This window comes from Rhodopseudomonas palustris BisB18 (genome assembly GCF_000013745.1).
Taxonomy (GTDB): domain Bacteria; phylum Pseudomonadota; class Alphaproteobacteria; order Rhizobiales; family Xanthobacteraceae; genus Rhodopseudomonas_A; species Rhodopseudomonas_A palustris_F.
Genome location: NC_007925.1, coordinates 3602692 through 3614691, shown reverse-complemented (window position 1 = coordinate 3614691; position 12000 = coordinate 3602692). Strand labels below are relative to the sequence as shown.

Here is a 12000-nt window from a genome sequence, read left to right as displayed (position 1 = left end):
CGGCCAGTCAGCGGAGCGGGGACGGATCCCGGTTCCATCTTGTCGGTTGTGGTCGCGATAGGCATCTTTGGGCTATGCAGCGGCGAGCGAGTCGCCGCAGCCGCGGTGCAACAGCGCGCCACGGCCCCAAGTCTTCCGGAACACGCCTTCAGCATGAACCAGTATCACGACCTGCTCCAACGGATTCTCGGCGAGGGCGCCGAGAAGCACGACCGCACCGGCACCGGCACGCTGTCGGTGTTCGGGCATCAGATGCGCTTTGCGCTCGACGCCGGCTTTCCGATGCTCACCACCAAGCGGCTGCCGCTCAAGGCCATCGTGCATGAATTGCTCTGGTTCCTGAAGGGCGACACCAACATCAAATATCTCAAGGACCACGGCGTCTCGATCTGGGACGAATGGGCCGACGAGAACGGCGATCTCGGGCCGGTCTACGGCTCGCAATGGCGCTCCTGGCCGGCCGCCGATGGCCGCAGCATCGACCAGATCGCCGACGTGGTCGAGATGATCAAGCGCAACCCGGATTCCCGGCGGCTGATCGTGACGGCGTGGAATCCCGCCGAGATCGACCAGATGGCGCTGCCGCCGTGCCATTGCCTGTTCCAGTTCTACGTCGCGCGCGGCCGGCTGTCGTGCCAGCTCTATCAGCGTTCGGCCGACGTTTTCCTCGGCGTGCCGTTCAACATCGCCTCCTACGCGCTGCTGACCATGATGGTGGCGCAGGTCACCGGGCTCAAGCCCGGCGAGTTCATCCACACGCTCGGCGACGCGCATCTTTATTCCAACCATCTCGAGCAGGCGCGGCTGCAGCTGACGCGGACGCCGCGCGATCTGCCGGTGATGACGATCAATCCCCAGGTGACGGACATCTTCGGCTTCCGCTTCGAGGATTTCACGCTGCACAACTACGACCCGCATCCGCACATCAAGGCCGAGGTGGCGGTGTAGATGATGGCGGAAATCCAAAAAGCTCGGCTGATCGAACTTGCCGATGCCAAGCTGCAGGATGCCAAGCTGTTGCTTGAAGCGGGCAGTGCCGGAAACGCTTATTATCTCGCGGGCTATGCCGTTGAACTGATGCTCAAAGCGATCTTGTCGAGTCAATTTAAGGCCGATACATTGCCCGACAAAGCTCTATTGAAGGACGCTTTCACGCACAATTTCTCCCAGTTGGTGAACCTGTGTCATCTGAAGGATGATCTTCAAGCTCATCAAAACGTCGATGCTGAATTTCGGGGATTGTGGCAAATCGCGTTGAGCTGGACAGAGACCAGTCGGTATGGCGAGTTCAGTGTGAATGAAGCCGCTGATCTCATTGAAGCCATCGAGAAAGGAATTCTGCCGTGGTTGCGCAGCAAGCTGTAGCAGGAGAGTTCGAGACGGCGCGACGGTTGCTCGACCTCCTCGAGCAAGATGGGTTTTTGGTCGAGACCGCGATCTGGGTCCTCGATGACGAGGGGCAGGGCCGTCTTTACATCGTGCCTCGCGAGCGTTCCGAACGCGCGCTCCGGCAGACCATCCGCATTGCACAGACCATCGTCGATCACAGCGATGAACTTCCCGATCGCGACGATTTGCTGTACTCGGTCGTCAAACCGGACAATCCGATAGTTCAAGCGGTAATGTCGGTCTCTGCGCGGAATAATCGTGTCCGCGGCGCCTACAGCAATGGCACCTATGTAGACGAGGCGTACATCCTTCGACCCGCCGCATGATCCAAATCGTGCTCATCGTCGCGGTGGCCGACAACGGCGTGATCGGATCGGCCGGCGCGTTGCCGTGGCGGCTGAAGTCCGACCTGCAGCGGTTCAAGCAATTGACCCTGAACAAGCCGGTCGTGATGGGCCGCAAGACCTTTGCGTCGATCGGCCGGCCGCTGCCGGGCCGCACCAACATCGTCATGACGCGCGACACCGGGCTGACGCTGCCCGGCGCGGTGGTGACAAGCTCGTTTGACACCGCGCAGGCGATCGCCCGCGGCGATGCGCTGCGGCGTTTTGCCACCGAGATCGCGGTGATTGGCGGGGCCGAAGTGTATGCGCAATGGCTGGCGGTCGCCGACCGTATCGAATTGACCGAAGTTCACGCCTCGCCTGCCGGCGATGCCCATTTTGCAGCGCTCGACGCCGCCGCGTGGGAGGAAGCCGGTCGAATCCGCAACGCCGCGGCGGCCGACGACAGCGCGGACTTTTCCTATGTGACGTATCGCCGCCGAACGGTGCGTTAACCCCGCCGAATGACGATTACATTGACAAATGCGGGTTCAAGCTTAGCTCACGACAGCGAGAAGCTGCGTTGTAAGGGCGGTGCCCGTCCCCTATAACGCCGTACAGATGTTGCAAGCCGGGTCTTTGCGAAGCGGGACCTGTGCGGAGGAGACTGTTGATGCCATGGAAGAATCAAGGCGGCGGCCCCTGGGGTTCGGGGCCGAAGGGACCGTGGGGCAGCGGCCCGCAATCGACTGGGCCGCGGCCGCCGGATCTTGAAGATCTGCTGCGGCGTGGTCAGGACCGGCTGCAGCAAATGCTTCCCGGCGGGCATCTCAGCAGCATGGGCATCGCGCTGGTTCTGGTCGCGGCCCTGGCGGTCTGGGGTCTGTCCGGATTCTTCCGCGTGCAGTCCGAAGAACTCGGCGTTGTACTGCGCTTCGGCAAGCACGTGCGCACCGTGCAGCCCGGCCTGAACTATCACCTGCCGTATCCGATCGAGACCGTGCTGCTGCCCAAGGCGCTGCGCGTCTCCACCATCAGTATCGGCATGACCTTGGTCAACGATACGGCACGGCGCGGCACAGCCATGCGCGACGTTCCGGAAGAGAGCCTGATGCTGACCGGCGACGAGAACATCGTCGACGTCGATTTCACCGTGCTGTGGCGGATCAGCCCCGACGGCGTCGGCAACTACCTGTTCAACATCCAGAACCCTGAAGGCACCGTCAAGGCGGTTGCCGAAAGCGCGATGCGCGAAGTGGTCGGCCGCGCCAGCATTCAGCCGATCCTGACCGGCGCACGCACCACCACCGAAGCCAGCGTGCAGGACCTCATGCAGAAGACGCTGGACGGCTACGGCGCCGGCATTCTGGTGCAGCAGGTGCAGATGCAGAAGGTCGATCCGCCGGCGCAGGTGATCGACGCGTTCCGCGACGTGCAGGCGGCCCGCGCCGATCTCGAGCGGTTGCAGAACGAAGCCCAGACCTACGCCAATCGCGTGATCCCGGATGCGCGCGGGCGCGCCTCGCAGATCCTTCAGGTCGCCGAGGGCTACAAGGAGCAGGCGGTTGCCGAGGCCAAGGGCCAGAGCGCGCGCTTTCTCAAAGTCTATGATGAGTACAGGAAGGCTCCCGACGTGACCCGTCAGCGCATCTATCTCGAAACCATGGAACGGATTCTCGGCGGCGCCGACAAGCTGGTCTATGACGGCGGCGGCGCGGGGTCGCAGGGCATCGTGCCGTACTTGCCGCTGAGCGAGTTGTCGTCGCGGCGTCCGCCCGCAGCCACACCGGGCCAGCCGCAACAGCAGAGCGGGAGCATCCGATGAAGACCGGAATTGCAGGAATCGTAGCGCTGGTGGTGCTGCTTGCCGCCATCGTGGTCGGCTACAGTTCGATCTTCACCGTGGCCCAGACCGAGCAGGTGCTGCTGGTTCGGCTGGGTGAGCCGGTTCGCGTTGTCACCGAGCCGGGGCTGAACTTCAAGGCGCCGTTCGTCGACACCGTGATCAGCATCGACAAGCGGATCCTCGATCTGGAAAATCCGTCGCAGGAAGTCATCGCGTCGGATCAGAAGCGGTTGGTGGTCGATGCCTTCGCCCGCTATCGCATCAAGAACGCACTGCGGTTCTACCAGAGCATCGGGTCGGTGCCGGCAGCCAACATCCAGCTGACCACGCTTTTGAACGCGGCGTTGCGCCGGGTGCTGGGCGAGGTCACCTTCATCGAGGTGGTGCGCGACCAGCGCGAAGCCTTGATGACCAAGATCCGCGATCAGCTCGACAGGGAAGCCGGCGGTTACGGCATCTCCGTGGTCGACGTCCGGATCCGGCGCGCCGATCTGCCGGAGCAGAACAGCCAGGCGGTGTACCAGCGGATGCAGACCGAGCGGCAGCGCGAGGCCGCCGAGTTCCGCGCCCAGGGCGGACAGAAGGCGCAGGAGATCCGCTCCAAGGCCGACCGCGAAGCGACCGTGATCATCGCCGAAGCCAACTCCACCGCCGAACAGGTGCGCGGCGAGGGCGACGGCGAGCGCAACCGGCTGTTCGCCGAGGCTTATGGCAAGGACGCCGACTTCTTCGCGTTCTATCGCTCGATGACCGCCTATGAGAACGGCTTGAAGAGCAACGACACCCGGTTCCTGCTGCGGCCGGATTCGGACTTCTTCAAGTTCTTCAGCAATTCCAGCGGCAAGCCGCCGGAAACCAGCGTCGCGGCGAAGCCGTAACGTGCTCCTCGGACGGGACGTGCAGGTCGGCTTTAGCCGGCTTTGCCTTCCCGTCCGCGCTCCTTTACAGAAGGTCGCGACGAGCGCGGCGCGACGCGGCGCTGCTTCGCCGGACGAGGCCCTTGGCATTGCCGAGGGCGTGGAGGAACCTGCCTGATGAGGTCCATTGCGTTCGCCGACTTCCTCATCGGCCTTGGAATTTTGTTCGTTCTCGAGGGCGTGCTGTTCGCAGCGAGCCCGTCCTGGATGCGGCGCGCGATGAAGAGCGCGATGTCGTCGCCCGACCACGTGCTGCGAATCGCCGGGATCGGCTCGGCCATCGCGGGCCTCTTTTTGATTTGGCTGGTGCGGCGCTAGCCCGGCTCATAACATGCCGCGCGGGCAGCTCCATTCCACGGCAACGTGAGCGCGAAACAGCGTTTTTCACCGCCTCGCAAGCGATGGATGGGGTATCCTTCGGCCTCTGCTTGCGCCGGGCCTCGGATCCGGCGCAGTGTCGCGGAAATCATACATTTGCGGTCCCGATTCAGGAGACATCTCGACCATGACCGGTGCGATCTCAGCCCTTAGCCGCCGCCTGCGCCCGATCGTCGTGGCCGTTGGCCTTGCCTCTGCCGCCGCGTTCAGCGCCGCCCCGGCGCAGGCCCGCGGTCCGGACGGCATCGCCGACGTCGCCGAAAAGGTGATCGACGCGGTGGTCAATATCTCGACCACGCAGACCATCGAAGCCAAGGCCGGAGCCGGCGAGGGCAAGGGGGCGGCGCCGCAATTGCCGCCGGGATCGCCGTTCGAGGAGTTCTTCGACGACTTCTTCAAGAACCGCCGCGGCGGCGAGAAGGGCAGCGGGCCGCGCAAGACCAATTCGCTGGGCTCCGGCTTCATCGTCGACACCGCCGGCATCGCCGTGACCAACAATCACGTCATTGCGGACGCCGACGAGATCAACATCATCATGAACGACGGCACCAAGATCAAGGCGGAGCTGGTCGGCGTCGACAAGAAGACCGATCTCGCCGTCTTGAAGTTCAAGCCGCCGGCCAAGCCGCTGGTGGCGGTGAAGTTCGGCGACAGCGACAAGTTGCGGCTTGGCGAATGGGTGATCGCGATCGGCAACCCGTTCTCGCTCGGCGGCACGGTGACCGCGGGCATCGTCTCGGCGCGCAACCGCGACATCAATTCCGGGCCCTATGACAGCTACATCCAGACCGACGCCGCGATTAATCGCGGCAATTCCGGCGGCCCGCTGTTCAACCTCGACGGCGAAGTGATCGGCGTCAACACGCTGATCATCTCGCCGTCCGGCGGCTCGATCGGCATCGGCTTCGCGGTGCCGTCGAAGACCGTGATCGGCGTGGTGGATTCGCTGCGGCAGTTCGGCGAATTGCGCCGCGGCTGGCTCGGCGTGCGGATCCAGCAGGTCACCGACGAGATCGCCGAGAGCCTCAACATCAAGCCCGCGCGGGGAGCATTGATTGCCGGCGTTGAAGACAAGGGACCGGCCAAGCCCGCCGGCATCGAGCCCGGCGACGTCGTCATCAGGTTCGACGGCAAGGACATCAAGGAGCCGAAGGATCTGTCGCGCGTGGTGGCCGACACCGCGGTCGGCAAGGCGGTCGACGTCGTCATTATCCGCAAGGGCAAGGAAGAGACCAAGCAGGTCACGCTCGGCCGGCTCGACGATGGCGAGAAGCCGGTGCAGGCTTCGGTGAAGAGCCAGCCCGAAGCGGAAAAGCCGGTGACCCAGAAGGCGCTCGGCCTCGACCTCGCCTCGCTCAGCAAAGAGCAGCGCGCCAAGTTCAAGATCAAGGACAGCGTCAAGGGCGTGCTGATCACCAGCGTCGACAACGGTTCGGATGCGGCGGAGAAGCGTTTGAGCGCCGGCGACGTCATCGTCGAAGTGGCGCAGGAAACCGTCGGCAACGCCAGCGACGTCAAGAAGCGGATCGAGGCGATCAAGAAGGACGGCAAGAAATCGGTGCTGCTGTTGGTCTCCAACGGCGACGGCGAGTTGCGCTTCGTGGCGCTTGGCGTGCAGTAACAACTGCGAAAGCCCTTGACGCGGCCCCCCACCCCCAACCCCTCCCCGCAAGGGGGAGGGGAGCCGCTGGATCGCGCAACCCCATCCTTGAATCAACGCTCGCGACCCGCATTGAAATTGCGCTTCAAGAGTTGCATTGCGAATGAGCAATGAGGCGCCGATCGTGCTTCTTGACGGCGCCGCGAGTGCTGCCCGCACCCCTCCGCCTTGCGGGGAGGGGAGCGCGGGTGGGGGGACTGACCGCGTCGTGGTGTTGGATTGATGGGTAGCAACATGTCCGCGGCCAGAGTGAGCGCATTTCAACAATTCCTGCAGGACCACGACACCGCAACAGCGGCGCTTGCCGCCTGGTGCCGGCGCAATCATCCGGGCTGCGGCGATGAACTCGCCGCCACCGTGCTGCTCGACCGCGAGGCGGATCCGCAGGAATATGACGGGCCGTTGCAAGTCAGCGCCGACGAGCCGATACGGTGCCGCCGCGTGTTGCTGAAATGGGGCGATCAGGTGGTCTCGGAGGCGGAGAATTGGTATTTTCCGCAGCGGCTTCCGGTCGAGATGCAGACGGCGCTGACCGCTGGCGATCAGCCGTTCGGCGCCGTCGTCGCCGAGCTATTGCCGCGGCGGACCACGATCGCAATTCACACCGGCGACGACGTGCTGCGCGGTGGTGCGGCCGTCGAAGGCTTCATCGCCGAGCTTGAGAAAGCCAAGGTGTTTTCGCCGGTGGGAGACTTCGTGCTTCACGTCACCGCGGTCATGGAGGGGGCCGGCGTGGTGCTGGCCGAACTTCGCGAGCACTATCGCCGCGAATTGCTGGCGTTCTGACGGATCCCGGACGCGGCTCAACTCCCCAAGCCGACGCTGTAGCAAAGGCGCCGGGCGGATTACCCGCCGCGAGCCGTCGCCTCGCCGGACGGGGCGGACAGGCGGTGCTCTGCGGACACCACATGATTGCAGGATAAGCAGCGAAACACCTGCACCGACGGCTGCAGCGAGATGCGAGGCAACCGGCCGATCAACGTCATGGCGGTGCTGCAGAGCTCACAATGCGGCACCAGCGAGCTTTGCTCGCCGTCGATTGAGGTCATCGCTAGCGTCCCTGGTGGGTTTCCGGCCCCGTAGTATAAGTCGCCTAACGAACATATTGCCGGACAGTTCCATCTGGGAGCGCAATTTCGCTCATTTCATGAAATTTGCATGGCTTTTGCAGGACGTTCCGTTGCTGTGGCGGCGCGTCGATAGCCTCATAGCTCCGGCTGCGACCTTGATGCCCGCCCGCCGGGTCAGCCGGTGACGAACTCGCTGCGCTTATAGCCCTGGGCGTAGAGCAGCGCCGAAAGGTCGCCGAAATCGATCCGCGCATGGGCGGACGCCGCGACCGCCGGCTTGGCGTGAAAGGCGACGCCGAGGCCGGCGGCCTGGATCATGCCGAGATCGTTGGCGCCGTCGCCGATCGCCAAGCTGTCGATGTCGTCGAGGTCGAGCTGTTCGCGCAGGTCGAGCAAGGCGGCAAGCTTGGCGGCGCGGCCGAGGATCGGCTCCGCCACGGTGCCGGTCAACACGCCGTCCTTGACCAGCAACTCATTGGCGCGGTTGTCCTGAAAGCCGAGCCGGGCCGCGACCGCGCCGGTGAACTGGGTGAAGCCGCCCGACACCAGGCAGGCATAGGCGCCGTTGGCGCGCATCGTCGCCACCAGTTCGCGCCCGCCGGGCGTCAAGGTGATCCGCTCCCGCAGCACCTGGTCGATCACCTCCAGCGACAAGCCCTTGAGCAGCGCGACGCGCTCGCGCAACGCCGGTTCGAACTCGATCTCGCCATGCATGGCGCGTTCGGTGATCGCCGCGACATGGGCCTTGAGGCCGACGAAATCCGCCAATTCGTCGATGCACTCCTGGCCGATCATGGTGGAATCCATGTCGGCGAGAAAAAGTTTCTTGCGCCTGGTGGCGGCAGGCTGCACCACGACGTCGACCGGGTAGTCGCCGCGCGCTTTGCGCAGCCGCTCGGCGAGCACCGCCGGTGGTTCGTCGGAGGCAAAGGCGATGTCGGCGGCGACGCCCTCGCTGAGCCAGACCGCCGCGTTCGGCGCCGGCAGGACCGCGCGGGCGGCCTCGAGCGCGGTGGCATCAAGCGCAGGATTGCTGGGATTGCAGATGAGCGTGGCGACGAGCGACATGGCCGAGGCTATTCCGGAACGGGGCAGGGCCGTGCTTATCGCAGGGCCGACCGCCAGCGGCAAGTCGGCGTTGGCGCTGGCGCTGGCCGAGGCGTGCGGCGGCGTGATCATCAATACCGATTCGATGCAGGTCTATGGCGACCTGCGGGTGCTGACGGCGCGGCCGACGCCGGCCGACGAGGCAAGGGTGCCGCATCGGCTTTACGGCACGGTGGATGCGGCGGTGAATTTCTCCGCCGGGGCCTGGGTGGAGGCGGCCGCGGCGGCGCTGGCCGACGCGCGGGGGCGCGGGCTACTGCCGATCTTCGTCGGCGGCTCCGGGCTGTATTTCAAGGCGCTGACGCGCGGGCTGTCGGCGGTGCCGGCGATTGCGCCGCAGGTCCGTGAGGACGTCCGGGCGCGGCTGGAGCAGGGCGGCGTCGAAGCCTTGCACGCCGCACTCGCCAGGCGCGATCCGACCAGCGCTGCCAGGCTCAATCCGAACGACCGCAGCCGCGTCGCCCGGGCGTTGGAAGTGGTCGAGGCCACCGGGCGTTCGCTGACCGACTGGCATCGCGACGCGTTGCCGCCGCTGCTGCCGCCGGAGCAAGTGACCGCGCTGTTTCTGGCGCCGCAGCGCGACGAGCTTTACGCGCGGATCGACGCCCGGTTCGAGCTGATGCTGCAGGCTGGTGCGCTGGACGAGGTCGCGGCCTTGGCGGCGCGAAAGCTTGATCCGCTATTGCCGGCGATGAAGGCGCATGGCGTGCCGGCGCTGATCCGGCATCTCAAAGGCGAAATATCGCGCGACGAGGCCGCATCGATCGGCTGCGCCGATACGAGGCATTACGCCAAGCGGCAGTTCACCTGGTTCCGCCACCAATTGCCGGAGTTCGAATGGGTGGCACCGGACCGGGCGGCGGAGCGGCTGGAGCGGCAGACCGGGTAGGGTGGGCAAAGCGACTGCCATCGCTCGAACAGCGACAGCAGTCGCGTGCCCACCGCAACATGCGCGGGTGCTCAAGGGTGGGCACGGCGCGAAGGCGCGCCTTTGCCCACCCTGCAGGCTGGCGCAATCGGTCGCGGCGCCGTCATCCTGAGGCAGCGGGCGCCGCACCACGTCAAGGATGACGCGGGTGTTGAGCGGCGGCGGTGCGATGGGCGCCGCGCATCCTTCGAGGCCGCCGCAGCCCGCTTCGCGGGTCTTCGGCGGCGCCTCAGGATGACTATGTGGCGTGGCGGACCTCGGGATTGCGGCTCCACCGGCCCCGCGCATAGCTGAACGCCGCTTTCCCGCTCGCCGAGGGGCCGAAACACGGCTATAGTTTAACAACGCAACATACGAAGCCGCCTTGACATTGGAGGTTCGCTGGTTATGTTTCGCGCAACCTTCGAGAAGCCGGAGCCACTCGTGCGTAATTTAATTACCCTCTCGCTTATCGTAGTACCTAGGCGCACCGTCTTGGGTGGCTAAGGCCATCCGTGACAGACGGTGTGCGGAAGGGCCTGGTGGGCCCTTTTTTTTATTTTCCGAGCGTCCTAGACCAAGCCAGCGCGAGCCGCGCATTCGGAGCCAGCCATGAGCGATAGCAAGAGCCACGATCCCAACCAGATGACCGGTGCGGCGATGATCGTCCGCGCGATGATCGATCATGGCGTCGAGCACATCTTCGGCTACCCCGGCGGTTCGGTGCTTCCGATCTATGACGAGCTGTTCCAGAATTCGGAGAAGCTGCAGCACATCCTGGTGCGCCACGAGCAGGGCGCCGGCCACGCTGCCGAGGGCTATGCCCGCTCCACCGGCAAGCCCGGCGTGGTGCTGGTGACCTCCGGCCCCGGCGCCACCAACATGGTGACGCCGCTCGCCGATGCCTTGATGGATTCGATCCCGATCGTCTGCATCACCGGCCAGGTGCCGACCCACCTGATCGGCAACGACGCCTTCCAGGAATGCGACACCGTCGGCATCACAAGGCCGTGCACCAAGCACAACTGGCTTGTGCGCGACATCAAGGACCTGGCGCGGGTGCTGCACGAAGCGTTCTACGTCGCCACCTCGGGCCGGCCCGGCCCGGTGGTGGTCGATGTGCCGAAGGACGTGCAGTTCGCCACCGGCACCTATCACCCGCCGCGCAAATCCGACGTTCACGTCTCCTACACGCCGCGGCTGAAGGGCGATCCCGGACAGATCCGCAAGGCGGTGGCGCTGCTGGCTAGCGCCAAGAAGCCGGTGATCTATTCCGGCGGCGGCGTGGTCAATTCCGGCGAGGAGGCCTGGAAGCTGCTGCGCGAATTGGTCGAGGTCACCGATTTTCCGATCACCTCGACGCTGATGGGGCTCGGGGCGTATCCGGCGTCGGGCAAGAACTGGCTCGGCATGCTCGGCATGCACGGCACCTACGAATCCAACATGACGATGCATGATTGCGACGTCATGCTGTGCATCGGCGCGCGGTTCGACGACCGCATCACCGGCCGCACCGACGCGTTCTCGCCGAATTCCAAGAAGATCCACATCGACATCGATCCGTCGTCGATCAACAAGAACATCCGCGTCGACGTGCCGATCATCGGCGACGTCGCCCATGTGCTTGCCGACCTGTTGGCGGCGTTCAAGGCGGAAGCCAAGAAGGCCGACACCAAGGCGTGGTGGCTTCAGATCGCGGCCTGGCGCGGCCGCAATTCGCTGGCCTACAAGAAGAACAACGACGTGATCCTGCCGCAATACGCCATCGAGCGGCTGTACGCCGCGACCCGCGGCCGCGACACCTACATCACCACCGAGGTCGGTCAGCACCAGATGTGGGCCGCGCAGTTCTACGGCTTCGAGCGGCCGCGGCGCTGGATGACCTCGGGCGGGCTCGGCACCATGGGCTACGGCCTGCCGGCGGCGCTCGGCGTGCAGGTCGCGCATCCCGACAGCCTGGTGATCGACATCGCCGGCGACGCCTCGGTGCAGATGACGATGCAGGAGATGGCGACGGCGGTGCAGTACGAACTGCCGATCAAGATCTTCATCCTCAACAATCAGTACATGGGCATGGTGCGGCAGTGGCAGCAGCTGTTGCACGGCAACCGGCTGTCGCATTCCTACACCGAGGCGATGCCAGACTTCGTCAAGCTGGCGGACGCCTATGGCGGCGTCGGCATGCAGGTGTTCAAGCCGTCCGATCTCGACGGCGCGATCCAGGACATGATCAAGGTGAAGAAGCCGGTGCTGTTCGATTGCCGGGTGGCGTCGTTGGAGAACTGCTTCCCGATGATCCCGTCCGGCAAGGCGCACAACGAAATGCTGCTGCCGTCTGAAGCCAACGACGAAACCACCGCGGCCGCGTTCGCCGGCGGCGGCGCGCTGGTGTGAGGGCTGCGC

13 protein-coding genes are annotated in these 12000 nt (G+C 65.0%); 11 read left to right on the top strand and 2 right to left on the bottom strand.

Annotation, left to right across the window (positions count from 1 at the left end):
- Positions 1-153 precede the first annotated feature (153 nt).
- The 9 genes from RPC_RS16395 to RPC_RS16355 all read left to right on the top strand — a co-directional run bounded on the left by RPC_RS16395 (position 154) and on the right by RPC_RS16355 (position 7299).
- The gene (locus tag RPC_RS16395) at positions 154-948 is read left to right on the top strand and encodes a thymidylate synthase (RefSeq protein WP_011473697.1); all 795 of its coding nucleotides are present in this window, start codon (positions 154-156) and stop codon (positions 946-948) included.
- Complete coding sequence (locus tag RPC_RS16390; RefSeq protein WP_011473696.1) at positions 949-1365, top strand: HEPN domain-containing protein; 417 nt, start codon at positions 949-951, stop codon at positions 1363-1365. It abuts the gene before it with no gap.
- Positions 1344-1715 carry a hypothetical protein gene (locus tag RPC_RS16385; RefSeq protein WP_011473695.1) on the top strand — a complete coding sequence of 124 codons (372 nt, stop codon included), beginning with the start codon at positions 1344-1346 and terminating at the stop codon, positions 1713-1715. Before RPC_RS16390 ends, RPC_RS16385 begins: the two co-directional genes overlap by 22 nt.
- Positions 1712-2227: a dihydrofolate reductase gene (locus tag RPC_RS16380; RefSeq protein ID WP_011473694.1), complete on the top strand. Its 516-nt coding sequence runs from the start codon at positions 1712-1714 to the stop codon at positions 2225-2227. The genes RPC_RS16385 and RPC_RS16380 overlap by 4 nt, the downstream gene beginning before the upstream one ends.
- A 158-nt stretch (positions 2228-2385) precedes the next feature.
- Positions 2386-3537 carry an FtsH protease activity modulator HflK gene (gene hflK / locus RPC_RS16375; RefSeq protein ID WP_011473693.1) on the top strand — a complete coding sequence of 384 codons (1152 nt, stop codon included), beginning with the start codon at positions 2386-2388 and terminating at the stop codon, positions 3535-3537.
- Positions 3534-4436 carry a protease modulator HflC gene (gene hflC / locus RPC_RS16370; RefSeq protein WP_011473692.1) on the top strand — a complete coding sequence of 301 codons (903 nt, stop codon included), beginning with the start codon at positions 3534-3536 and terminating at the stop codon, positions 4434-4436. The genes hflK and hflC overlap by 4 nt, the downstream gene beginning before the upstream one ends.
- 156 nt (positions 4437-4592) lie before the next feature.
- Positions 4593-4793, top strand: coding sequence for a DUF2065 domain-containing protein (locus RPC_RS16365; RefSeq protein ID WP_011473691.1), 201 nt, complete (start codon positions 4593-4595; stop codon positions 4791-4793).
- A gap of 187 nt (positions 4794-4980) precedes the next feature.
- The gene (locus RPC_RS16360; protein ID WP_011473690.1) at positions 4981-6474 is read left to right on the top strand and encodes a Do family serine endopeptidase; all 1494 of its coding nucleotides are present in this window, start codon (positions 4981-4983) and stop codon (positions 6472-6474) included.
- A gap of 288 nt (positions 6475-6762) precedes the next feature.
- A complete protein-coding gene (locus RPC_RS16355) occupies positions 6763-7299 on the top strand; it encodes a hypothetical protein (protein ID WP_415914726.1) in 537 nt (178 codons plus the stop codon).
- Positions 7300-7358: 59 nt separating this feature from the next.
- On the opposite strand, the gene RPC_RS16350 is transcribed toward RPC_RS16355, so the two are convergent.
- Together RPC_RS16350 and serB are read right to left on the bottom strand one after the other, a co-directional pair.
- Entirely contained in the window at positions 7359-7562 is a 204-nt protein-coding gene (locus RPC_RS16350) for a hypothetical protein (protein ID WP_041801950.1), read from the bottom strand.
- A 195-nt stretch (positions 7563-7757) separates the two neighbouring features.
- Entirely contained in the window at positions 7758-8651 is an 894-nt protein-coding gene (gene serB / locus RPC_RS16345; protein WP_011473688.1) for a phosphoserine phosphatase SerB, read from the bottom strand.
- On the opposite strand from serB, the gene miaA reads away from it, so the two are divergent.
- Both miaA and RPC_RS16335 read left to right on the top strand, forming a co-directional pair.
- The gene (gene miaA, locus RPC_RS16340) at positions 8629-9579 is read left to right on the top strand and encodes a tRNA (adenosine(37)-N6)-dimethylallyltransferase MiaA (RefSeq protein WP_049766211.1); all 951 of its coding nucleotides are present in this window, start codon (positions 8629-8631) and stop codon (positions 9577-9579) included. The genes serB and miaA overlap by 23 nt on opposite strands.
- A gap of 630 nt (positions 9580-10209) precedes the next feature.
- Positions 10210-11991, top strand: coding sequence for an acetolactate synthase 3 large subunit (locus RPC_RS16335; protein ID WP_011473686.1), 1782 nt, complete (start codon positions 10210-10212; stop codon positions 11989-11991).
- Positions 11992-12000 lie beyond the last annotated feature (9 nt).